General features: G+C 69.8%; 19 protein-coding genes, 1 pseudogene and 1 riboswitch. Of the genes and pseudogenes, 8 read left to right on the top strand and 12 right to left on the bottom strand.

Annotated features, from left to right (window positions below):
• Positions 1 to 49 precede the first annotated feature (49 nt).
• Entirely contained in the window at positions 50 to 1,150 is a 1,101-nt protein-coding gene (locus NS331_RS12925; protein WP_058642393.1) for a tartrate dehydrogenase, read from the bottom strand.
• A 99-nt stretch (positions 1,151 to 1,249) separates the two neighbouring features.
• Between NS331_RS12925 and NS331_RS12920 the strand changes: the two genes are divergently transcribed.
• Positions 1,250 to 2,194, top strand: a complete 945-nt coding sequence (locus NS331_RS12920) for a LysR family transcriptional regulator (protein ID WP_058642392.1) — start codon at positions 1,250 to 1,252, stop codon at positions 2,192 to 2,194.
• Here the strand turns inward: NS331_RS12920 and NS331_RS12915 are convergent.
• Positions 2,142 to 3,059 (bottom strand): AraC family transcriptional regulator, encoded by a 918-nt coding sequence (locus NS331_RS12915; RefSeq protein WP_153012839.1) that lies wholly within the window; start codon positions 3,057 to 3,059, stop codon positions 2,142 to 2,144. The two genes, NS331_RS12920 and NS331_RS12915, sit on opposite strands and share 53 nt — an antisense overlap.
• 155 nt (positions 3,060 to 3,214) lie before the next feature.
• On the opposite strand from NS331_RS12915, the gene NS331_RS12910 reads away from it, so the two are divergent.
• A complete protein-coding gene (locus NS331_RS12910; RefSeq protein ID WP_058642390.1) occupies positions 3,215 to 4,468 on the top strand; it encodes an MFS transporter in 1,254 nt (417 codons plus the stop codon).
• A gap of 101 nt (positions 4,469 to 4,569) precedes the next feature.
• Here the strand turns inward: NS331_RS12910 and arsC are convergent.
• Positions 4,570 to 4,923, bottom strand: a pseudogene (arsC, locus tag NS331_RS12905) (arsenate reductase (glutaredoxin)); the annotation flags it as partial.
• A 29-nt stretch (positions 4,924 to 4,952) separates the two neighbouring features.
• Between arsC and NS331_RS12900 the strand changes: the two are divergent.
• On the top strand, positions 4,953 to 5,774 hold the full coding sequence (locus NS331_RS12900) for a methyltransferase domain-containing protein (protein ID WP_058642388.1): 822 nt from the start codon (positions 4,953 to 4,955) through the stop codon (positions 5,772 to 5,774).
• 46 nt (positions 5,775 to 5,820) lie between these two features.
• Positions 5,821 to 6,288: an EVE domain-containing protein gene (locus NS331_RS12895; protein ID WP_058642387.1), complete on the top strand. Its 468-nt coding sequence runs from the start codon at positions 5,821 to 5,823 to the stop codon at positions 6,286 to 6,288.
• A 54-nt stretch (positions 6,289 to 6,342) separates the two neighbouring features.
• On the opposite strand, the gene NS331_RS12890 is transcribed toward NS331_RS12895, so the two are convergent.
• The 7 genes from NS331_RS12890 to NS331_RS12860 form a co-directional block, all read right to left on the bottom strand.
• Positions 6,343 to 6,846 carry a 6,7-dimethyl-8-ribityllumazine synthase gene (locus NS331_RS12890; RefSeq protein WP_058642386.1) on the bottom strand — a complete coding sequence of 168 codons (504 nt, stop codon included), beginning with the start codon at positions 6,844 to 6,846 and terminating at the stop codon, positions 6,343 to 6,345.
• Positions 6,847 to 6,972: 126 nt separating this feature from the next.
• A riboswitch (FMN riboswitch) is annotated at positions 6,973 to 7,144 on the bottom strand.
• 65 nt (positions 7,145 to 7,209) lie between these two features.
• Positions 7,210 to 8,124: a DMT family transporter gene (locus NS331_RS12885; protein ID WP_193758099.1), complete on the bottom strand. Its 915-nt coding sequence runs from the start codon at positions 8,122 to 8,124 to the stop codon at positions 7,210 to 7,212.
• A gap of 169 nt (positions 8,125 to 8,293) precedes the next feature.
• On the bottom strand, positions 8,294 to 9,172 hold the full coding sequence (locus tag NS331_RS12880) for a sugar phosphate isomerase/epimerase family protein (protein WP_058642384.1): 879 nt from the start codon (positions 9,170 to 9,172) through the stop codon (positions 8,294 to 8,296).
• Entirely contained in the window at positions 9,172 to 10,359 is a 1,188-nt protein-coding gene (locus NS331_RS12875) for a dihydrodipicolinate synthase family protein (protein WP_058642383.1), read from the bottom strand. The genes NS331_RS12880 and NS331_RS12875 overlap by 1 nt, the downstream gene beginning before the upstream one ends.
• Positions 10,360 to 10,384: 25 nt before the next feature.
• Positions 10,385 to 11,560 (bottom strand): Gfo/Idh/MocA family protein, encoded by a 1,176-nt coding sequence (locus NS331_RS12870; protein WP_058642382.1) that lies wholly within the window; start codon positions 11,558 to 11,560, stop codon positions 10,385 to 10,387.
• 53 nt (positions 11,561 to 11,613) lie between these two features.
• Positions 11,614 to 12,591, bottom strand: a complete 978-nt coding sequence (locus tag NS331_RS12865) for a tripartite tricarboxylate transporter substrate binding protein (protein ID WP_082702439.1) — start codon at positions 12,589 to 12,591, stop codon at positions 11,614 to 11,616.
• Positions 12,592 to 12,768: 177 nt separating this feature from the next.
• The gene (locus NS331_RS12860; RefSeq protein WP_058642381.1) at positions 12,769 to 13,413 is read right to left on the bottom strand and encodes a TetR/AcrR family transcriptional regulator; all 645 of its coding nucleotides are present in this window, start codon (positions 13,411 to 13,413) and stop codon (positions 12,769 to 12,771) included.
• A 95-nt stretch (positions 13,414 to 13,508) separates the two neighbouring features.
• On the opposite strand from NS331_RS12860, the gene NS331_RS12855 reads away from it, so the two are divergent.
• Entirely contained in the window at positions 13,509 to 15,221 is a 1,713-nt protein-coding gene (locus NS331_RS12855; RefSeq protein WP_058642380.1) for a thiamine pyrophosphate-binding protein, read from the top strand.
• Positions 15,222 to 15,331: 110 nt separating this feature from the next.
• Here the strand turns inward: NS331_RS12855 and NS331_RS12850 are convergent, their stop codons facing one another.
• Entirely contained in the window at positions 15,332 to 15,718 is a 387-nt protein-coding gene (locus tag NS331_RS12850; RefSeq protein WP_058642379.1) for an SWIB/MDM2 domain-containing protein, read from the bottom strand.
• A gap of 161 nt (positions 15,719 to 15,879) precedes the next feature.
• Positions 15,880 to 16,767, bottom strand: coding sequence for a DMT family transporter (locus tag NS331_RS12845; RefSeq protein ID WP_058642397.1), 888 nt, complete (start codon positions 16,765 to 16,767; stop codon positions 15,880 to 15,882).
• Positions 16,768 to 16,898: 131 nt separating this feature from the next.
• On the opposite strand from NS331_RS12845, the gene NS331_RS12840 reads away from it, so the two are divergent.
• The 3 genes from NS331_RS12840 to thrS all read left to right on the top strand — a co-directional run bounded on the left by NS331_RS12840 (position 16,899) and on the right by thrS (position 21,323).
• Complete coding sequence (locus NS331_RS12840; RefSeq protein WP_058642396.1) at positions 16,899 to 17,351, top strand: gamma-glutamylcyclotransferase family protein; 453 nt, start codon at positions 16,899 to 16,901, stop codon at positions 17,349 to 17,351.
• A 349-nt stretch (positions 17,352 to 17,700) separates the two neighbouring features.
• Positions 17,701 to 19,032 carry an isocitrate lyase gene (gene aceA / locus NS331_RS12835; protein ID WP_058642395.1) on the top strand — a complete coding sequence of 444 codons (1,332 nt, stop codon included), beginning with the start codon at positions 17,701 to 17,703 and terminating at the stop codon, positions 19,030 to 19,032.
• A gap of 383 nt (positions 19,033 to 19,415) precedes the next feature.
• The gene (thrS, locus tag NS331_RS12830) at positions 19,416 to 21,323 is read left to right on the top strand and encodes a threonine--tRNA ligase (RefSeq protein ID WP_058642378.1); all 1,908 of its coding nucleotides are present in this window, start codon (positions 19,416 to 19,418) and stop codon (positions 21,321 to 21,323) included.
• The last annotated feature ends 8 nt before the right edge of the window (positions 21,324 to 21,331 follow it).

Below are 21,331 nucleotides of genomic sequence, written 5' to 3'. Positions count from 1 at the left end.
CCCCCCCTCTCCCCAACCCCTCTCCCGCGAGGGGAGAGGGGCTCGTGCATCAGCTGGCGATGTTCCGCGCGACCGCCTCGCCCAGCTCCGTTGTGCTCGCCTTGCCACCCAGGTCCGGCGTGCGCGGGCCGTCGCGCAGCACCGCCTCGATGGCGGCCAGGATGGCGTCGTGCGCCTGGCGGCAGGCGCCTTCGCCGCGGCCGAGGAAGTCCAGCATCATCGCACCCGACCAGATCATGGCGATGGGGTTGGCGATGTTCTGGCCATAGATGTCCGGCGCCGAGCCGTGCACCGGCTCGAACAGCGAGGGGAAGGTGCGGTCCGGGTTCAGGTTGCCCGAGGGCGCCAGGCCGATGGTGCCGGTGGTGGCCGGGCCCAGGTCGGACAGGATGTCGCCGAACAGGTTGGTGGCTGCCACCACGTCGAAGCGGCCCGGCTGCAGCACGAAGCGCGCGGACAGGATGTCGATGTGCTGCTTGTCCAGCGCCACGTCCGGGTAGGCCTTCTTGACCTCGTCGGCCTGCCTGTCCCACCAGGGCATGCTGATGGCGATGCCGTTGCTCTTGGTGGCCAGCGTGACGTGCTTGCGCGGCCGCGACTGCGCCAGCTCGAAGGCGAACTTCAGCAGCCGCTGCGCGCCGACGCGGGAGTACACCGATTCCTGGATCACCATCTCGCGCTCCGTGCCCTCGTACATCACGCCGCCCAGCGAGGTGTACTCGCCTTCGGTGTTCTCGCGCACCACGAAGTAGTCGATGTCGCCCGGCTTGCGGCCGGCCAGCGGGCAGGGCACGCCCTCGAACAGGCGCACCGGGCGCAGGTTGACGTACTGGTCGAACTCGCGGCGGAACTTCAGCAGCGAGCCCCACAGCGACACATGGTCCGGCACGGTGGCCGGCCAGCCCACGGCGCCGAAGAACAGGGCGTCCATGCCCTGCAGCTGGGCCTTCCAGTCGTCCGGCATCATCTTGCCGTGGGCGGCGTAGTAATCGCAGCTGGCCCACTCGAAGTGGCGGTATTCGATGGCGATGCCGAAGCGCTTGGTCGCGGCGTCCAGGGCGCGCAGGCCCTCGGGCATGACTTCCTTGCCGATGCCATCGCCGGGCAGGACGGCGATGCGGAAGGGGCGGTTGGGGCTGGCTGCGGACATGGGCGGTCTCCGGATAAGCGAAAGAACAGGATGGGCTGCATTCTCGTTGCGCACGCCGTTCATACAATCCCGCTTCCGTGAAGACATTGGCCACGAAGCGTGAGCAATATCCCCGCCAACGACGACCTGCGCGTCTTCCTCATCGTGGCCCGCCAGTCCAGCTTCGCCGCCGCAGCGGAGCACCTGGGCGTGTCCACCGCCTACGTCAGCAAGCGCATCCGCGTGCTGGAGGAGACGCTGGGCGTGCGCCTGCTGCACCGCACGACGCGCCGCGTGAGCGTGACCGACCAGGGCGAGCGCGTCTTCCACTGGGCGCAGCGCGTGCTCGACGACGTGGAGCAGCTCATGCAGGAAGTGGCCGTCACCCGCGGCGAGCCGCGCGGGCTGCTGCGCATCAGCAGCAGCTTCGGCTTCGGCCGCCGCGTGGTGGCGCCCATGCTGTCGGCCATGGCGCGCCGCCATCCCGGCCTGCAGGTGCGGCTGGAGGTGCTGGACCGGCTGGTGGACGTGGCGGCCGAGGGCTACGACGTGGACGTGCGGGTCGGCGACGAGATCGCGCCGCACCTCATCGCCCGGCGGCTGGCGGCCAACCACCGCGTGCTGTGCGCCGCGCCCGCCTACCTGGCGCGCCGCGAGGCGCCGCGCACGCTGCAGGACCTGGCCAGCCACGACTGCCTGGTCATCAAGGAGCGCGACCATCCCTTCGGCGTGTGGCGGCTGCGCGCCGGCGCGCAGGAAGAGGCGGTGAAGGTCACCGGCCCGCTGTCGTCCAACCATGGCGAGGTGGCGGTGCAGTGGGCCGTGGACGGCCACGGCGTGGTGCTGCGCTCGCTGTGGGACGTGGCACCGCTGCTGGCCGACGGCCGGCTGGTGCCGGTGCTGCCCGACTGGCGGCAGGAGGCCAACGTGTGGGCCGTCTACCCCGAGCGCCTGGCCAGCTCGGCCAAGGTGCGGGTCTGCGTCGAATACCTGATCGAGGCCTTCGCGGAGGTCAGCGCCGCCGATGCTGGAAGGCCGTCGGCGACTTCCCCGTGGCCTGCTTGAACATGGCGCAAAAGGCGCTGTCGGTGGCGTAGCCGCAGGCGGTGGCCACCTGGCTCACGGCCATGCCACGGGCCAGCAGCGGCAGTGCATGGGCCAGCACCGCCTGCTGGCGCCAGGCCTGCCAGCTCATGCCCAGCTGGTCGCGGAACAGGCGTGCCACGGTGCGCTCGCTGGCGCCGATGCCGCGGGCGCGCTCGGCCAGGGTGGCGCGGTCGTCGGGGGCGCGCAGAACGGCCTCGCACAGCTGGCGCAGGCGCTTGTCCTGCGGCAGCGGCACGTCGATGCGGATCTGCTGCGCGCGCTCCAGTTCGTCCACCAGCAGCGGCGCGATCCAGCGCTCGCGCTGCGGCGAGGCGGGGTCGGCGGGCGGCAGGCCGTCGGGCGTGGTGTCCAGCGCCAGCATCAGCGCGCGCAGCAGCGGGCTGATCTCCAGCACCTCGCAGCGCGCCCAGTCGGGGCCCAGCCAGCGGTGCAGGTAGACGGTGCGCAGCTCGGCGTCTTCCACCAGCGTGATGCTGTGCGGCACGTCCGCCGGCACCCAGAGCGCGCGCGAGGGCGGAATGATGTAGCTGCCGTCGCGGGTGGACAGGCGGATCACGCCGCGGGTGGAGAAGGTCAGCTGCGGCCACGGATGGGTGTGGGGCTCGACCTGCGTGTCGGCCGAGAGGAAATGCTCCTTGGCCCGCAGCGGCCGCACGGCGTCGGGCGCATAGAGGTGCGGCGTGAGCGGCCCCACGCTGTGGGCCAGCGCGGCCAGGGCCGGCACCGGGGCGTGCGGCGGCCGGCGCGTGGCGGGCGCACGCCGTCCAGGCGTGGCGGGGTCGGCAGCCGGGGACGGGTCGGCAGGCGGGGCAAGGTCTGGCATGTTCTCGACAGAGGTTGGCAGGCTGTCGGCATTCTGCCGTTTTCCGGCGCCTACGATGGCGGGGCGTTGCGCAGCCCGGGTCGGGCGGCGCGGCGGATTCCTCCAACGACAAGACACCCCGCCTGCCGCGCCTTCGGGCGCGTGGCGCCGCTGCCATGACCACTGCTTCTTCCTCGCCCCCGGGCGCTTCCTCGTCCCTGCGTTCCGACGCCACGCTCATCGGCCTGGTGGGCCTGGCGCATGCCATCAGCCATTTCAGCCAACTGATCCTGCCGCCGCTCTTTCCCTGGCTGAAGGATGCCTTCGGCGTCAGCTACACCGAGCTGGGCGCGGTGCTGACCGTGTTCTTCGTCACCTCCTGCGCGGTGCAGGCGGGCTCGGGCTTCATCGTCGACAAGCTGGGGCCGCGGCCGGTGCTGTTCGTGGGCCTGGGCTGCCTGGGGCTGGCGGCCTTCGGCTATGCGATGGCGTCCAACTACTGGGGCCTGGTGGCGAGCGCCGTCGTGGCGGGCGTGGGCAACGGCGTGTTCCATCCGGTGGACTACACCCTGTTCAACCGCAAGGTGGCGCCCACGCGCCTGGGCCATGCCTACAGCGTGCACGGCATCACCGGCAGCCTGGGCTGGGCGCTGGCGCCGGCCTTCGTGGTGCCGCTGGCCATCGCCTTCTCCTGGCGCGTGGCGCTGGCCAGCGCGGGCGCGCTGGCGCTCGTGGTGCTGGTGGTGCTGTGGTTCGGCCGCGCCGCGCTGGCGCTGGACGTGAAGGCGGTGCAGAAGGCCACCGGCCAGGGCCCGGGCAGCGAAGGTGCCTTCGCCTTCCTGCGCATCCCGGCGGTGTGGATGTGCTTCGGCTTCTTCTTTTTCTACGCCATGGTCATCAGCGTGGTGCAGACCTTCGCGCCGCAGGCCGCCGGCCGGCTGCACGAGGTGCCGGTGGCGCTGGTCGCGATCTGCGTGACGGTCTACATGGTGGCCAGTTCGGTGGGCATGGTGCTGGGCGGCTTCCTGGCCTCGGACCCGGCGCGCTGCGAACGCATCGTGGGCGCCGGCTTCGGCATCGCCGCCGTGCTGGCGCTGGTGCTCGGCCTGGCGAGCTTTCCGCCGGCGGTGGTGCCGGTGCTGTTCGGCGCCATGGGCTTCGCCTCGGGCATCGCCGGGCCGTCGCGCGACCTGATCGTCAAGCGCTCCACGCCGGCCAATGCCAGCGGGCGGGTCTATGGCGTGGTGTATGCGGGCCTGGACATCGGCCAGGCGGTGGCGCCGCTGATCTTCGGCCGCCTGATGGATGCCGGCCAGTACGCCAGCGTCATCCTCGGCCTGGCCGTGGTGCAGGCGGTGCTGATCGCCAGTGCCTTCAACGTGCGCCGGGCGCGGCGCGAACTGCTGACGCCGGCCTCGGCTTCGGCCTGAACGCCGCGGCCTGCCCATGGCCGCGTGCGACGCGATGCGACGCCGGGCGCCGTGCCCGCCGGCTGCGGCCGTCGCCGGGCGGGCCCGTCCGGCGGGGCTCAGAGGATCTCCAGCACCACCTCATTCGGCCGGCACAGCCGCGTGCCCTTGGGCGTGACCACCAGCGGTCGGTTGATGAGCACCGGATGGGCCAGCATGGCGTCGAGCAGTTCCGCGTCGCTGCAAGCGGGATCGAGCAGGCCGAGTTCGGTGGCCAGTGCCTCCTTCTCGCGCAGCACGCCGCGCACGCCGATGCCGCTGTCCGTGCACAGGCGCTGCAGCGTCGCGCGGTCGGGGGGCGTCTTCAGGTACTGGATGACGGTGGGCTCGATGCCGCGCTCGCGCAGCAGGGCCAGCGTGTTGCGGGAGGTGCCGCAGGCGGGGTTGTGGTAGATCGTGGTGTCGGTGCTTGGCATGCGGGAATTATTCCCACCATACTTGCCGGATGCGCCGCCACCTGCCTTTGTCGTTGCTGCTGCTCGGGGCCGGCGCGGCCGGGGCGCAGCCGGCGGCGCCGCGCGGCGAAGCGGAGGCCCTGGTCGCCGCCGAGCGGCTGGCGCAGGCCATGGTGCGGCTGGCCGCCCTGCGCAGTGACGACCACCTGCTCGACCTGGGCACCGCCGAAGGCCGCGTGCCGGTGGCGGCGGCGCTGGCCGGCGCCCGGGCCACGGGTGTGGAGACCGAGCCCGAGCTGCTGAACCGCGCCCGGCGGCGCGCGGCCGAGGCGCGGGTGGCCGACAGGGTGGAGTTCCGCGAGGAAGACATCCTGCGCACCCGGCTCACCGGCGCCAGCGTGGTCGTCATGCACCTGCCGGCCGAGTCGCAGGAGCAGTTGCGCCCGGCCTTGCTGCGCCTGGCGCCGGGCACGCGGGTGATTTCCGACATCGACGGCCTGCCCGGCTGGCCGCCGGAGCAGACGCAGACGGTGGAACTGCCCGACCGCAGCCTCGGCCGCCTGCGGTCGCAGCGCCTCTACCTCTGGCGCGTGCCGGCGCCGGTCGATGGCGCCTGGTGCGCGCCGGGCGGCCTGCAACTGGCCTTCCGGCAATCGATGCGCGACTACCGCGCCACCCTGGGGCGCGGCGACGCGGTCGCGGCGCAATGGCGCGGCCGCATCGAGGGCGCCAACCTGCCGCCGCCGGCCGTGGGGCGGCTGCGGCCCTGGCTGATCTGGAGCGACGGCCAGTTGCTCGTGCGGCGCGGCATCCCGGGCCTGCCCGACGGCATCCGCCTCACGCGCCGCCCGGCCGCCGGCTGCCCGGCATGAGGCCGAGGCCCGCCCCGGCCTCGCGATCAGCCTGGACAATGCGCCGATGAGTTCCCGCTACTGGTTGATGAAGTCGGAGCCCGACGAGTGCGCCATCGACGATGCCCTGGCCGCGCCCGCGCAGACCGTGCCCTGGACGGGCGTGCGCAACTACCAGGCGCGCAACTTCATGCGCGACGCGATGCAGGTGGGCGATGGCGTGCTCTTCTACCACTCCAGCTGTCCGCAGCCGGGTGTGGCCGGCATCGCCCGCGTGGCCTCGGGCGTGCGGCCCGATCCGACGCAGTTCGATGCGGCCTCGCCGTACCACGATCCGGCCTCGCCACCGGATGCGCCGCGCTGGTTGCTGCTGGACGTGCAGGCCCTGCGCAAGACGCGGCTCATCGGCCTGCCCGAACTGCGCAACGAACCGGCGCTGACCGACATGCTGCTGCTGCGCAAGGGCAACCGGCTGTCGATCACGCCGGTCACGCCGGCCGAGTGGGCCGCCGTGCTGGCGCTGGCGGATCGCTGAATCGCCGGCGGGACCGGCCCATCGCCGAGGCCGGCTCTCGATGCGGCGACCTGCTCAGGCGGCGAGCAGCGCGTCCAGCCGCGACAGTCCCGCGATGGTCTTGACGCAGGCCTCGGCCGCCTCGGCGCCCTTCACCGCGAAATGGCGATGGAAGTACTTGCGGTGCTCGATGTGCTCGTGGAAGTGGTGCGGCGTGAGCACGGCCGAGATCATCGGCACCTCGGTCTCCAGCTGCACCTGCATCAGCGACTCGACCACGGTGCTGGCCACGAACTCGTGGCGGTAGATGCCGCCGTCGACCACCAGCGCGCAGCACACCACGGCGGCATAGCGGCCGCTGCGGGCCAGGCGCTTGGCATGCAGCGGGATCTCGAAGGCGCCGGGCACGTCGAAGATGTCGATCTGCGAGGCGGGCACGCCCAGGCGTTCCATCTCGGCGAGGAAGGCGTCGCGCGCCTGGTGGACGATGTCCGCATGCCACTGGGCCTCGACCAGCGCGATGCGCCGGTCGCCCAGGGCGGGCAGGATCTGGAGGGGAAGGTCGTTGAGCTGACTCATGGTGTTGCCTTTTTGAACAAAGGGTGGGCCTGAATCAGGGCTTCGAAAAAACGCACGAAAAGCCGCGCCCGGCCCGCCGGCCGCGCACGGCATGACGCCGCGCGCGGCCAGGAGCCTGGCCGCATCTCGCGCTCTCTTTCATCCGGACTGTGACCGTCGGCTTCGGAATCGCACCGAAATCTGCTGACCCCGCCACCGCGGTCCGAAGGCTGCGGCGGCGGGCGCTCGCGGGCTCGTGCGGAAGTCGCCTTCCACCATGACCGCCGGTAGGGAATTGCACCCTGCCCTGAGAACGCTTGGCGGCCACCCGGAGGCGGCCGCGGGCGGGATTCTAGGAGCGGCGCAAGACCCTTGCTGTCGCCTTCATTCCGCCTGCGCCTCCAGCGTGCGCAGCGGCTGGCGGTTGCGTTCGCTGCGCAGCACCTGCAGGCCCGAGCCCACCAAGAGCGCGATGCCGGCGCAGGCCCAGGCATTGGGCACGTCGCCCCACACCGCGTAGCCCAGCCCGACCGCGAACAGCAGGGCCGAATAGCGGAAGGGCGCCGTGAGCGACACCTCGCCCTGGCGCATGCACTGGATGAGCAGGAAATAGGCGGTCGCCAGGAAGGCGGAGGACAGGGCCAGCAGGCCGAGTTGCCCGGCCGTCGCTGGCTGCCAGCCCTCCACCACCGACAGCGCGCCCGACAGCAGCGTGACGGCGAGCGCCGTGGAGAGCGTGACCACGATGGAGGGAATGGCCGGGTCCAGGCCGCGCGTGAGCAGGTCGCGCGTGGCGTGGAACAGCGTGGCCGCCAGGCACAGCAGCGCCCAGGCATTGAAGCCGTCGCCGCGCGGCTGCACCACCAGCAGCACGCCGACGAAGCCGATGGCCACGGCCCAGCCGCGCGCGGCGCCGGGCCGCTCGCGCAGGAAGATCGCCGCGAACACCGTCATGAAGAGCGGCGCCGTCAGGTTGATGGCCGTTGCATTGCCCAGCGGCAGGCGGAACAGCGACAGCAGGTACAGCACGGTCGCGCAGGCATCCACCCCGGCGCGCAGCAGCACGCGCGGATGGCCCATGCTGCCCAGGCGCCGGTGCGCGCCGAGCGCGACGGCCACGGCCAGCACCAGCAGCGAGGCCATGAGCCCGCGCAGGAAGATGAGTTGCCCGGCCGGCATGCCCTGGCTGACGAACTTGCTGAGGGCGTCGTTGACGACGAAGCAGGCCATGGCGCCGAGCATGCAGCCGATGGCGTGGCGGCCGCGGCGGGCCGGATCGGGGAGGGAAAGGGAGGGCACGGAGGACGAGGGTAACGCGGCTTCCAATCCGCTCGCCCTGCGCGTGGCCTGAGGAGGCCAAATCACTTTGGCTTGATCGTGGCAGGGCGCCGTGGCTTGCGCATGGCAAGGCGCCGGACCCCGAATCCGTTCGCCCTGAGCCTGTCGAAGGGCGGAACGGCGCGCCCCCTCACACCACGCTGCGGTGCCGCTCGATGCAGATGCGCAGCGTTTCGTCGCCGTCGCGCTGCCACCAGTCCAGCGTGGAGAAGATCTCCACCTCGCAGTGGCCCGCATAGCCCGCGGCCTCCACCCAGCCGCGCAGCTGCCGCAGCTCGATCACGCCGTCGCCCATCATGCCGCGGTCGCTGAGCAGGTCGCGCGTGGGCGTGAGCCAGTCGCACACGTGGTAGGCCAGCAGCCGGTCGCGGCCGGCGCGGGCGGTCTGGGCCTCCAGCTTCGGATCCCACCAGCAGTGGTAGGCGTCGAGGGCCACGCCCAGCATGCTGGTGCGGTCCGGGTCGAGTTCGTCGCACAGGTCCAGCGCATGTTCCAGCGTGTTGATGCAGGCGCGGTCGGCGGCCTGCATGGGATGCAGCGGTTCGATGGCCAGTGGCATGCCCACGCTGCGGGCGTACTCCAGCGAGGCGGCGATGCCGTCGCGCACCTCGCCGCGGGCGCGGGCTATGCTCTTGTAGGCCGGCTTGCCCTCCAATGCGCCGGGCAGCGCACCGACCACCAGCACCAGGCAGGGTGCATCCAGCGCCTTGGCCTCGTCGATGGCGCGGCGGTTGTCGTCCAGCGCGGCGCGCAGGCCGGCCGCATCGGCGGCGGGGTAGAAGCCGCCGCGGCAGTAGCCGGACAGCTGCATGTCCAGCGCGCGCAGCTGGCGCGCCACCGCGTCCAGGCCGGCGGCGGCCACCTGGTCGCGCCAGGGGCTGATGGCGCGGATGCCGTGCTCGGCGCACTGGTCGATGATGCGCGCCAGCGGCACCTCCGCGCCGCGCTGGCGGCGGACGGTGGCGGTGTTGATCGACAGCCAGCGGCTGTCCTGCGACAGGTCGCGCATCAGCCCTCCACCCCGTGCGTGGCCAGCAGCGCCCGCATGCGCCGCACCGCCAGTTCCGGATCGGTCAGCAGGTGCGCGGCGTCGGCCAGGCGGAACAGCTCGGCCAGGTGCGGCAGCGAGCGCGTGCTCTGCTGGCCGCCCACCATGGTGAAGTGCGGCTGGTGGCCGTTGAGCCAGGCCATGAAGACCACGCCCGTCTTGTAGAAGCGCGTGGGCGCCCGGAAGATGTGGCGCGACAGCGGCACCGTCGGCGTCAGGATCTCGTGGAAGCGCGCCGTGTCGCCCTGCGCCAGCGCCGCCAGCGCCGCACTCGCCGCGGGCGCGATGGCGTCGAAGATGCCCAGCAGCGCATCGCTCTTGCCATGCGTGGGCTCGGTGCCCGCGCCGTCGCCGGCGATCAGCTCGGCATAGTTGAAGTCGTCGCCGGTGTACATGCGCACGCCCGCAGGCAGGCGGCGGCGCATGGCGATCTCCTTGTCCTTGTCGAGCAGCGAGATCTTGATGCCGTCCACCTTGTGCGGATGCGCGGCGATGATGCCCAGGGCCGTGTCCATGGCGGCGTCCACGTCGGTGGTGCCCCAGTAGCCGGCCAGCGCCGGGTCGAACATGTCGCCCAGCCAGTGCAGCACGACCGGTTGCTTCGCCTGGCTCAGCACCCGGTCGTACACGCGCTCGTAGTCGGCCGGGCTTGTCGCCACGCGGGCCAGGGCGCGGCTGGCCATCACGATCAGCTTGCCGCCCAGGGCCTCGATGGCGGCCATCTGCGTCTCGTAGCCGCGGATCACGTCGTCCACGCTGCGCACCTCGGCCAGGTCCAGGTGGTCGGTGCCGCAGCCCGAGGCGAGGAAGGCGCCCGGCACGTCGCGTGACGCGTCGATGGAGCGGCGGATGAGTTCCAGCGAGGTGGGCCAGTCCAGGCCCATGCCGCGCTGGGCGGTGTCCATGGCCTCGGCCACGCCCAGGCCCAGGGACCACAGGTGGCGGCGGTAGGCCAGGGTGGCATCCCAGTCGACGGCGCATTGCAGCCAGGGGTCGATGGCGGCCAGCGGGTCGGCCACCACGTGGGCGGCCGAGTAGGCGATGCGGTCGAAGCGCGCGCCCGGCTTCGGCTGCATCGGCGTGGCGCCGCTGAGCGTGTAGGGGGCCAGGCGGCCGTCGGCGTCGGGCAGGCGGAGGGTCAGGGCCATGGCGTGTTCCTTGTCGGCGCGGCCATCAGACCTCGAGCGGCGGCACGTCGATCCAGCGCCGCTCCTTCCAGGAGTCCAGCGCGGCCTCCACCAGCTGCACGCCCTTGGCGCCCTCGGGCAGCGTCCACTTGTAGGGTGCGTCTTCCACCACGTGGCGGATGAAGTGTTCCCACTGGATCTTGAAGCCGTTGTCATAGGTCTCGACGTCCGGAATCTCCTGCCACTGGTCGAAGAAGTTCATCGTCTGCTGGATGTCGGGGTTCCACACCGGCCGCGGCGTGGCCACGCGCGACTGGGCGCGGCAGCTCTGCAGGCCGGCGACGGCCGAGCCCTCAGTGCCGTCGACGTGGAAGGTCACCAGGTCGTCGCGGCGCACGCGCGTCACCCAGCTCATGTTGATCTGCGCGATCACCGGCTCGCCGTTGTGGCCGGTGAGTTCGCAGGTGGCGTAGGCCGCGTCGTCGGCCGTGGCCTCGTAGGGCTTGCCGGCCTCGTCCCAGCGTTTGGGGATGTGCGTGGTGCCCAGGCAGCTGACCGACTTCACCTCGCCGAACAGGTTGTCGAGCACGTAGCGCCAGTGGCACATCATGTCCAGGATCATCCCGCCGCCGTCTTCCTTGCGGTAGTTCCAGCTGGGGCGCTGGATGGGCTGCAGGTCGCCTTCGAACACCCAGTAGCCGAACTCCAGCCGCACCGACAGCATGCGGCCGAAGAAGCCGGCGCGGCGCAGCATGTCCAGCTTGCGCAGGCCGGGCAGGAAGAGCTTGTCCTGCACGGCACCGTGCTTGATGCCCTGGGTGCGCCCGGCCTCGTCGGCCAGGCGCGCGATCTCCACCGCCTCGTTGAGGTTGGTGGCGATGGGCTTCTCGCAGTACACGTGCTTACCGGCGCGGATGGCCTTGGCCAGCAGCTGCGGGCGCATCTGCGTGGTGCCGGCGTCGAAGAAGACGGTGTCTTCTGGATTGGCCAGCGCCGCGTCCAGGTCGGTGCCCCAGCGCTCGATGCCGTGGGCGCGCGCCAGGGCCGCGATCTTGTCGGCATTGCGGCCGATGAGGATGGGGTCGGGCATCACCCGGTCGCCGTTGGCGAGCGGCACGCCGCCTTGGGCGCGGATCGCGCAGATGGAGCGGATCAGGTGCTGGTTCATGCCCATGCGTCCGGTGACGCCGTGCATGATCAGTCCGAGTCGTTGTGTGGCCATGGAGGGAGGCTTCTCTCAGTTCGGGAAATAGGAAGGCGGGGAGGCGCGCCGGGTCACTGCTGCGCGGACAGGCCGGCGGCCTTGACCACCGCCGCGTTGCTGACGATCTCGTCCTTGATGTAGGCGTCGAACTGCTCGGGCTTGAGCGTCCACGCATCGGCGCCCAGCTTGGCGAAACGCTCCTTCACCTCGGTCGTGGCCAGGGCCTTGAGCACCTCGGCATGCAGCCGCTCGATGACCGGGCGCGGCGTCTTCGCCGGGGCCATCATGCCGATCCAGAAGTTGAATTCGGAGCCGGGCACGCCCGCTTCGGCCGTGGTCGGCACGTCGGGCAGGGCGCTCGCGCGCTGCGGCGAGCCGACGGCCAGGGCCAGCAGCTGGCCTTCGCGGATCTGGCCGATCACCGGCGCGATGGGCGAGAAGTAGTAGTCCACGCGGCCGGCCAGCACCTCGGTCACGGCCTCGGCCGAGCCTTTGAAGGGGATGTTGGTCGCATCGATGCGGGCCGCCAGCTTGAACTTCTCGGCATTCAGATGCGTGGCGCTGCCCTGGCCCGCCGACGCGAAGTTCAGCTTGCCGGGCTGTGCCCGCGCCGCCGCCAGCAGGTCCTTGAGCGTGCGGTAGCCCTTCTGCGGCGACACCACCAGCGCGTTCGACAGCGAGGAAATCGGCGTCACGCCCGCAAAGTCGCGCACTGTGTCGAAGGGCAGCTTGGCGAAGGTCGAGGGGCTGACGGTGTGCGAGGACGAATGGATCATCACCGTGTAGCCGTCCGGCGCGGCCGAGGCCACGGCCGCCTGGCCGATGGTGCCGCTGGCGCCGCCGCGGTTCTCGATCACCAGCTGCTGGCCCATGCTCTGGCTCATCTTGTCGGTGATGGCGCGGGCAATGATGTCCGTGGTGCTGCCGGCCGCGAAGGGCACGATCACGCGGATCGGCTTGCTGGGATAGGCCGTGTCGGCCAGCGCGGGCGCGGCCATGGCCGACAGGGCAAAAGCGGCGGCGGTGGCCGCACGGGTGAAGAGGCGCATGTCGATGTCTCCTGTTTTATTCACCAATAGGTGAATTGAAGGCGATTCTGTGCGCAGGGGCGGCGCGCGTCAACGCAGGCGGTGCGAAGCGGCCTCGGTGGAATCCCGGAGGAGGGCCTGCCGCGCCGGCGTCCGGCGCGGGCGCCGGCAGGTGCGGCGCCGGCGTGCCGGTGCGGTTCAGTGCAGCAGGTAGCCCAGCACCAGTTCGGTCATGTGCGACAGCCGCTGCGCCATGGCCTTGGGTGCGCGCAGGTCACGGCCGAAGACGGCGGACAGCGTGTGGCTGTTCGACAGGTAGAAGTAGCACAGCGACGCGATCGAGATGTAGAGCTGGATCGGGTCCACGCCGGCGCGGAAGACGCCGTCGCGGCGGCCCCGTTCCAGCACGCCGTCCAGCAGCTGGACCAGCGGCGAATTCATCTGCTGGATGCCGTCGGAGCGCTTCAGGTGCTCCGCGCGGTGCAGGTTCTCGCTGTTGAGCAGCGTGATGAATTCCGGGTGCGCCAGGTAGTAGTGCCAGGTGAAGGACACCAGTTGGCGGATCGCCTCCACCGGCTCGATCTCGTCCAGGTGCAGCGCCTGCTCGGCCTCGCGGATGTCGGCGTAGGCGCGTTCCAGCACGGCCAGGAAGAGGTCGTCCTTGCTGCCGAAGTAGTAGTAGATGAGGCGCTTGTTCAGCTCGGCCCGTTCGGCGATCCGGTCCATGCGCGCGCCGGCCAGGCCGTGGGAGGCGAATTCCTCCCGCGCGGCCTGCAGGATCGCGGCCTGGGAGCGGTCGGCATCGCGCTGGCGCGTTTCGGGAAGGGCGGTCTCGTCGGTCATTGAATTCACTGATTGGTTAATTGTCGCCGCTCATCGCCGCTGCTCCCGATAATCGCCCAACTTTCCGTGGCTATCGGCGTGCGCGCCCGTTTCTCATGACCGCTTCCCGTCCTGCCGGCCACCTGCTGGTCGAGTGCCTCGTCGCCCAAGGCGTCACCCACGTGTTCGGCGTGCCGGGCGAAAGCTTCCTGGCCGCGCTCGACGGCTTCCACGACCATGTGTCGCAGATCCGCTTCGTGGCCTGCCGGCAGGAGGGCGGCGCGGCCTTCATGGCCGAGGCGCACGGCAAGCTGAGCGGGCGGCCCGGCGTGTGCTTCGTCACGCGCGGCCCCGGCGCCACCAACGCCTCCATCGGCGTGCACACCGCCTTCCAGGACTCGACGCCGATGGTGCTGCTGGTGGGCGACGTGGGTAGCGACTTCCGCGACCGCGAAGCCTTCCAGGAGGTGGACTTCGGCAGTTTCTTCGGCCCCAGCACCAAGGGCTTCGCCAAGCGCGTCGAACGCGTGGACGATGCGGACCGCCTGCCCGAGTACCTGGCCCGCGCCTTCGCCACCGCCATGAGCGGCCGCCCAGGCCCGGTGGTGCTGGTGCTGCCGGAAGACATGCTGCGTGCCGCCACGGACGCCCAAGCCCTGCCGCGCGTCGAGCCGCCGCAGGCCTGGGCCGACCCCGGCGGCCTGCGCAGCCTGCGCACCCTGCTGCTGGCGGCCGAGCGGCCCATCGTCATCGCGGGCGGCGGCGGCTGGACGCCGCAGGCCGCGCAGGCGCTGCAACGCTTCGCCGAGAACTGGCAACTGCCGGTGGCCAACGCCTTCCGCTTCCAGGACACCTTCGACAACCATCATCCGCTCTACGCGGGCGACGTGGGCATCGCCATCAATCCGCGGCTCGCGGCCCATGTGCGCGAGAGCGACCTGGTCATCGCCATTGGCCCGCGCCTGGGCGAGATGACCACCGGCGGCTACACCCTGCTGCAGGCGCCGCGCAGCCGGCAGAAGCTCGTGCACTTCCATGCCAGTGCGGAAGAGCTGAACCGCGTCTACCAGGCGGACCTGGCCTTCAACACCACCATGAACGCCGCGGCCCGCGCGCTGGAAGTGCTCACGGCCCCGCCCGAAGTGCCCTGGGCCGGCTGGGCGCAGCAGGTGCATGCCGGCTACGAAGCCAACCTGGCGCCGCAGCCGCTGCCCGGCCCCGTCGACATGGCGGCCGTCGTCGGTATGGTGCAGAAGCATCTGCCGGCCGATGCGGTGGTGACCAACGGCGCCGGCAACTTCGCCAGCTGGATGCACCGCTTCTTCCGCCACCATGGGCTGGCCAAGGGCTTCAAGACGCAGCTCGCGCCCACCAGCGGCGCCATGGGCTACGGCGTGCCGGCCGGCATCGCGGCCAGCATCGCGACGGGCCGCACGGCCTTCACCGTGGCCGGCGACGGCGACTTCCTGATGAACGGCCAGGAACTGGCCACGGCCATGCAGCATGGCGGGCGCAGCATCGTGCTGCTGCTCAACAACGGCATGTTCGGCACCATCCGCATGCACCAGGAGCGCGAGTACCCGGCGCGCATCAGCGGCACCGCGCTCGGCAACCCGGACTTCTGTGCGCTGGCGCGGGCCTACGGCTACGCCGCCGAGCGCGTGGAACGCACGGAGGACTTCGAGGCCGCGCTGCTGCGCGCGCTCGCGGCGCCCACCGGCACGCTGATCGAGATCCCGCTGGACCCGGAGGTGATCACCACCCGCACGACGCTGGCCGCGATCCGGGAAGCCGCGATGGCCCGGCCTGCGGCCGACGCCGGCCGATGACGCGCAAGGGCGCGATCGCCGGTCTGGATCTCCCCAGCGTTCGCGCCGCGCAATGAAAAAGGGACGTGCACCGCACGTCCCTTCGTGTGTTGGCCGCAGGCCGCGTCGTCTTACTTGACGTGCGCGCCGATCAGCGACGCCAGTTCGAACATGGACACCTGCGACTTGCCGAAGATTTCCTTCAGCTTGGCGTCGGCGTTGATCATGCGCTTGTTGTCCTTGTCCTGCAGGTTGTTCTTCTTGATGTAGTCCCACAGCTTGCTGACCACGGCGGTGCGCGGCAGCGGCGTGCTGCCGACCACGGCGGCCAGAGCGGGGCTGGGGGTCAGGGCCTTCATGAAGGCGGCGTTGGGCGTGCGCTTGGCAGCGGCTGCCTTCTTGGCCGGCGCGGCCTTCTTGGCGGGGGCTGCCGCCTTCTTCGCCGGTGCCGCCTTCTTGGCGGGTGCCGCGGCCTTCTTCGCCGGGGCTTTCGCCGGCGCTTTCTTTGCAGTTGCCATGATTGAGTCCTTGTCGTTGGATGGATGCAGTCTTCCCAATGAAAACGGTGTCTTCCTGGGTGTCGCTGATGCTAATGGAGAAGAAACGGCTTTCCAAGGGAGAACACGCCTTTTCCGAGGGGCGCTGCGCACTTTTTCAGAGGGGATGTGGCCCGGCCGCGTCACTCTGTGCGCCGGGGCTGCGGCGTGCCGCGCGCGGGCCATGTCGCGAGCACGACGCCGGCGAGTGCCGCGGCGAAGGCCATCGACTGCAGCCACGACAGCGACTCGCCCAGCACGAACACGCCCACGAGCGCGGCCGACACCGGCAGCATCACCGTGAACACGCCGGCCTGCGATGCGGGCACGCCGCCTTTGAGGCCCGTCATCCAGAGCCACACGGTCCAGATGCTCGCGGCCAGTGCATACACCACCAGCAGCGCCCACATCGCGAGCGGCACGGCCGCGAAGTCGAAGTGCCAGGCCAGCACCACGCCGAAGGGCAGGCTCAGGACGAAGCCCCACAGGTTGATCAGCGCCGAGATGCGCCGCGGCCCGAGCCGGCCGGTGAGCGACTTGCCGATGACGGCATAGGCGGCTTCGCACACCACGGCGCAGAACACCAACAGGTTGCCCAGCCAGGGCAGGGCCGGCGCGGCGCCTGCGCCACTGGCATGGGTGGGGTGCGGCGCCAGCGCGAGCAGCCCGATGCCCGCAGCGGCGCAGCCGATGGCCAGCACCACGCGCGTGCCGACGCGCTCGCGCAGGAAGAGCCAACTGCCGATGGCGACGACGGCCGGTATCGCGGCCATGATCACGCCCGCCGACACGGCGCTGGTCATGCGCACGCCGAACAGCATGAAGATCGAGAACAGGAAGTTGCCGAGAAAGGATTCCAGGAACACCAGGAAGCGCGTGCGCGCCGTCATCGGCGGCTCGTCGGGCGGCTTGCGCAGCCAGTGCGGCATGGCGAGCGCCGCGATGCCGAAGCGCAGCCAGGCGAGCAGGAGCACCGGGAAGGTGGCGGCGAGCGGCTTGGACAGGGCCACGTAGCAGCCCACCAGCGTCATGCTCAACGCCAGGCAGGCATAGGAGATCAGGCGGGGGGCGGTGGGCGATGCGGTGGACGTCGGCGTCACTAGACTCTTCCTTCTTCCCGGACCTTGCCGGGCCCGCCGCCATGGCGCGCGGGCCGTCGATCATGCCTGAGCCCAGCACGCCTCCCGAACCTTGCTTCGCCGCCGCGCCCGAGCGGCGGGTCTTCGTCTACGGCACGTTGCGCCGGGGCGGCAGCAACGACATCCGCCGCTTCGGGCCGCCGCCAGCACGACACGTGGCCGACGGCGTGGTGGACGGCGTGCTGTATGACCTGGGTGCTTACCCAGGCCTGGTGCTGGGCGGCGGCGGCCCGGTGCGCGGCGAGGTGCATGCGGTCACGGCCGAGCTGGAACGGCAACTGGACCGGCTCGAGGAGGTGCGGGAGGACGACGACGGCGAATACCGGCGCCGCCGCGTGGCCGTGCGCACGGAGGCCGGCGGCACGCTGGACTGCCTGGTGTACGAAATCCATCCGTCGCGCATTGCCGGCCGCCCTGTGATCGGCGGTGGCGACTGGCTGGCGCATGTGGCGGACCGGCGGCCACCTGCGGTCTGAGCGCAGCGTCGCGCGAAGCGCGTCCGGGAAGCGGCGCCGGCGCCTGCTGTTGGGCCCGTGCAGAAGGCAGCGCAGCGTGGCCCTGTCGCGTCGTGCCTCCTTGCTTCCATGCACGGAAAAGCCTTTCCATAGTGTGAAAAAACACGGGAAAAGTGGCGACTCCCGCATTGCGGCACAAAAAAATGCCTTCCGCATTACGGAATGACGCGCCCAAGTCATTGAAAATCAAAGACTAAAAAAAGTCTTATATAAGACATAAGACACAAGAGATGCTCATAAAGTAGAGGCCAAGCAGCGAGCTTGCTGCCCCGTCTTCCGACAACTCATTGCAACCTTGGAGTCCAGCACCATGCCTCAAGCCATCCGCGAACAACTCAGCCGCGACCAGCAGATCAGCGCCCTCGAGAAGGACTGGGCCAGCAACCCGCGCTGGAAGGGCGTGAAGCGCGGCTACAGCGCCGCCGACGTGGTCCGCCTGCGCGGTTCCTTCCCCATCGAGTACACCCTGGCCCAGCGCGGCGCCGAGAAGCTGTGGGAGAAGATCAATGGCGGCGCCAAGAAGGGCTACGTCAACGCCTTCGGCGCCATCTCCGCCGGCCAGGCCATGCAGCAGGCCAAGGCCGGCCTGGAAGCCGTGTACCTGTCGGGCTGGCAGGTCGCCGCCGACGGCAACACCTCCGAGACCATGTACCCCGACCAGTCGCTGTACGCCTACGACTCGGTGCCGACCATGGTCCGCCGCATCAACAACACCTTCAAGCGCGCCGACGAGATCCAGTGGGGCCGCGGCATCAACCCGGGCGACCAGGAATTCGTCGACTACTTCCTGCCCATCGTGGCCGATGCGGAAGCCGGCTTCGGTGGCGTGCTCAACGCCTTCGAGCTGATGAAGAACATGATCGCGGCCGGTGCCGCAGGCGTGCACTTCGAGGACCAGCTGGCTGCCGTCAAGAAGTGCGGCCACATGGGCGGCAAGGTGCTGGTGCCCACGCAGGAAGCCGTCGAGAAGCTGATCGCCGCGCGCTTCGCCGCCGACGTCATGGGCGTGCCCTCCATCGTGCTGGCGCGCACCGATGCCGAGGCCGCCAACCTGATCACCAGCGACCACGACGCCAACGACAAGCCCTTCCTCACGGGCGAGCGCACGCAGGAAGGCTTCTACCGCGTCAGGAATGGCCTGGAGCAGTCCATCAGCCGCGGCGTCGCCTACGCGCCCTACGCCGACCTGGTGTGGTGCGAAACCGGCGTGCCGGATATCGGCTTCGCCCGCGAATTCGCGCAGGCGGTGCATGCCGCCTGCCCGGGCAAGCTGCTGAGCTACAACTGCTCGCCGTCCTTCAACTGGAAGAAGAACCTGAACGAAAAGCAGATCGCCTCGTTCCAGGAAGATCTGTCCGCACTGGGCTACAAGTTCCAGTTCATCACGCTGGCCGGCATCCACATCAACTGGTTCCAGACCTTCCAGTTCGCCCATGCCTATGCCCGCGGCGAGGGCATGAAGCACTACACCGAGATGGTGCAGGAGCCCGAGTTCGCTGCCCGCGAAAAGGGCTACACCTTCGTGTCGCACCAGCAGGAAGTCGGCGCCGGCTATTTCGACGACGTGACCACCGTGATCCAGGGCGGCTCGTCCAGCGTGAAGGCGCTGACCGGCTCGACGGAGGAAGAGCAGTTCCACTGATCGCTCAGCAACGTAGAGCAGGGCTCGGCCGATGGCCGGGCCCTTTTTGCTTTTCGCGCGCTCGACGGCGCACTCGGCGGAGATGGCCCTTGCGATCCGCAGGCGCCGCCTTCATCTGCATCGACAGCGCGTTGTGCGTCGGCAGGCGCGGCAGGCCTTTAGGCAGGCGCCCGCTACAATCCACGGCTCACGTCTGTCCACCAACAAGGGCGAGAAAGGCAACCTGGTTATGACACCGCGAACTACTGGCACCGCATCGTTCGGTCCGCTTCCCGAGGGGAGCGGCCGGTAGGCCCGCGCAGCGCCGGCAGGTCCGGCTCGCTCATCCAGCACCAAGCGCGGCTCACCCCCGCGCTTTTTTGTTTTCCGCCCCGAGGTTTCCCATGATCCAGATCACGCTTCCCGACAACTCCCGCCGCGAATACCCCGGCCCCGTGACGGTGGCCGAGGTGGCCCAGTCCATCGGCCCCGGCCTCGCCAAGAACACGGTGGCCGGCAAGGTGGACGGCAAGCTGGTGGACGCCAGCGACGTCATCGACCACGACGCCCGCCTGCAGATCATCACGCCCAAGGACGATGAAGGGCTGGAGATCATCCGCCACTCCTGCGCCCACCTGGTCGGCCATGCGGTCAAGCAGCTCTATCCCACGGCCAAGATGGTGATCGGTCCGGTGATCGACGAGGGCTTCTACTACGACATCTCGTACGAGCGCCCCTTCACGCCCGAAGACATGGCCGCCATTGAGCAGCGCATGAAGGAGCTGATCGCGCAGGACTACGACGTCATCAAGAAGATGACGCCCCGCGCCGAGGTGATCGAGGTGTTCAAGTCCCGCGGCGAGGACTACAAGCTGCGCCTGGTCGAGGACATGCCCGACGAGCAGGCCATGGGCCTGTACTACCACCAGGAATACGTGGACATGTGCCGCGGCCCGCACGTGCCCAACACGCGCTTCCTGAAGGTCTTCCGGCTGACGAAGCTGGCCGGCGCCTACTGGCGCGGCGATGCCAAGAACGAGCAGCTGCAGCGCATCTACGGCACGGCCTGGGCCGACAAGAAGCAGCTCGACCAGTACATCCAGCGCATCGAGGAAGCCGAGAAGCGCGACCACCGCAAGCTGGGCAAGGAACTCGACCTGTTCCACATCGACGACGTCGCGCCCGGCGTGGTCTTCTGGCATCCCAAGGGCTGGGCGCTGTGGCAGGCCGTGGAGCAGTACATGCGCCAGGTCTACAAGGACACGGGCTACCAGGAAGTGAAGGGCCCGCAGATCCTCGACAAGAGCCTGTGGGAGAAGACGGGCCACTGGCAGAACTACCGCGAGAACATGTTCGTCACGGAATCGGAGAAGCGCGACTACGCGCTCAAGCCGATGAACTGCCCGGGCCACGTGCTCATCTTCAAGAGCGACCTGCGAAGCTACCGCGAGCTGCCGCTGCGCTACGGCGAGTTCGGCCAGTGCCACCGCAACGAACCCTCCGGCGGCTTGCACGGCATCATGCGTGTGCGCGGCTTCACGCAGGACGATGGCCACATCTTCTGCACGGAAGACCACATCCTCGAGGAATGCGTGGCGTACACGTCGCAGCTGCTCAAGGTGTATTCGGACTTCGGCTTCACGGACATCCTCTACAAGGTCGCCACGCGGCCCGAGCACCGCATCGGCTCGGACGAGCTCTGGGACAAGGCCGAAAGCGCGCTGATGGAAGCGCTGCGCCGCTCGGGCGTGGACTTCGTCATCGCGCCGGGCGATGGCGCCTTCTACGGCCCCAAGATCGAGTACACGCTGCGCGACGCCATCGGCCGCCAGTGGCAGTGCGGCACGATGCAGGTGGACTTCAACATGGCCGAGCGCCTGGGCGCCGAATACGTGACGGAGTCGAGCGGCCGTGCCCACCCGGTGATGCTGCACCGCGCCATCGTCGGCAGCCTCGAGCGCTTCATCGGCATGCTCATCGAACACCACGCCGGCGCCATGCCCGCCTGGCTCGCGCCGGTGCAGGTTTCGGTGCTCAACATCACGGACGCACAGGCCGACTACGCGGCGGAAGTTGCGAAAACGCTGCGCCATCAAGGGCTTAGGGTGCAGCTTGATCTGCACAACGAAAAGATCACGTATAAAATACGAAAGCATTCGCTGCAAAAGCTTCCTTACATCCTCGTCGTCGGCGACAAGGAGCGGGAAGCGGGTGCCGTCGCGGTGCGCGCCCGGGGCAATGTCGACCTCGGTGTCATGTCGGTGGAGGCGTTCTCCCAAAAGATCGCCGACGACATCTCCAACAAGCGTTGACAACGGTC

Source organism: Pseudacidovorax intermedius (assembly GCF_001476815.1).
Taxonomy (GTDB): Bacteria; Pseudomonadota; Gammaproteobacteria; order Burkholderiales; family Burkholderiaceae_C; genus Xenophilus; species Xenophilus intermedius_A.
This window is presented reverse-complemented; position numbering and strand designations above follow the sequence as displayed.

What these genes read in the sequence shown, in the direction of transcription:
- NS331_RS12850 (WP_058642379.1), bottom strand. Translation starts at nt 15,718, where the DNA reads ATGGCAACTGCAAAGAAAGCGCCGGCGAAAGCCCCGGCGAAGAAGGCC.
- NS331_RS12875 (WP_058642383.1), bottom strand. Translation starts at nt 10,359, where the DNA reads ATGGCCCTGACCCTCCGCCTGCCCGACGCCGACGGCCGCCTGGCCCCC.
- NS331_RS12890 (WP_058642386.1), bottom strand. Translation starts at nt 6,846, where the DNA reads ATGAGTCAGCTCAACGACCTTCCCCTCCAGATCCTGCCCGCCCTGGGC.
- NS331_RS12910 (WP_058642390.1), top strand. Translation starts at nt 3,215, where the DNA reads ATGACCACTGCTTCTTCCTCGCCCCCGGGCGCTTCCTCGTCCCTGCGT.
- NS331_RS12880 (WP_058642384.1), bottom strand. Translation starts at nt 9,172, where the DNA reads ATGCGCGACCTGTCGCAGGACAGCCGCTGGCTGTCGATCAACACCGCC.
- NS331_RS12900 (WP_058642388.1), top strand. Translation starts at nt 4,953, where the DNA reads ATGCGCCGCCACCTGCCTTTGTCGTTGCTGCTGCTCGGGGCCGGCGCG.
- NS331_RS12855 (WP_058642380.1), top strand. Translation starts at nt 13,509, where the DNA reads ATGACCGCTTCCCGTCCTGCCGGCCACCTGCTGGTCGAGTGCCTCGTC.
- NS331_RS12845 (WP_058642397.1), bottom strand. Translation starts at nt 16,767, where the DNA reads ATGACGCTGGTGGGCTGCTACGTGGCCCTGTCCAAGCCGCTCGCCGCC.
- NS331_RS12870 (WP_058642382.1), bottom strand. Translation starts at nt 11,560, where the DNA reads ATGGCCACACAACGACTCGGACTGATCATGCACGGCGTCACCGGACGC.
- thrS (WP_058642378.1), top strand. Translation starts at nt 19,416, where the DNA reads ATGATCCAGATCACGCTTCCCGACAACTCCCGCCGCGAATACCCCGGC.
- NS331_RS12925 (WP_058642393.1), bottom strand. Translation starts at nt 1,150, where the DNA reads ATGTCCGCAGCCAGCCCCAACCGCCCCTTCCGCATCGCCGTCCTGCCC.
- NS331_RS12915 (WP_153012839.1), bottom strand. Translation starts at nt 3,059, where the DNA reads ATGCCAGACCTTGCCCCGCCTGCCGACCCGTCCCCGGCTGCCGACCCC.
- NS331_RS12865 (WP_082702439.1), bottom strand. Translation starts at nt 12,591, where the DNA reads ATGCGCCTCTTCACCCGTGCGGCCACCGCCGCCGCTTTTGCCCTGTCG.
- NS331_RS12840 (WP_058642396.1), top strand. Translation starts at nt 16,899, where the DNA reads ATGCCTGAGCCCAGCACGCCTCCCGAACCTTGCTTCGCCGCCGCGCCC.
- aceA (WP_058642395.1), top strand. Translation starts at nt 17,701, where the DNA reads ATGCCTCAAGCCATCCGCGAACAACTCAGCCGCGACCAGCAGATCAGC.
- NS331_RS12895 (WP_058642387.1), top strand. Translation starts at nt 5,821, where the DNA reads ATGAGTTCCCGCTACTGGTTGATGAAGTCGGAGCCCGACGAGTGCGCC.
- NS331_RS12860 (WP_058642381.1), bottom strand. Translation starts at nt 13,413, where the DNA reads ATGACCGACGAGACCGCCCTTCCCGAAACGCGCCAGCGCGATGCCGAC.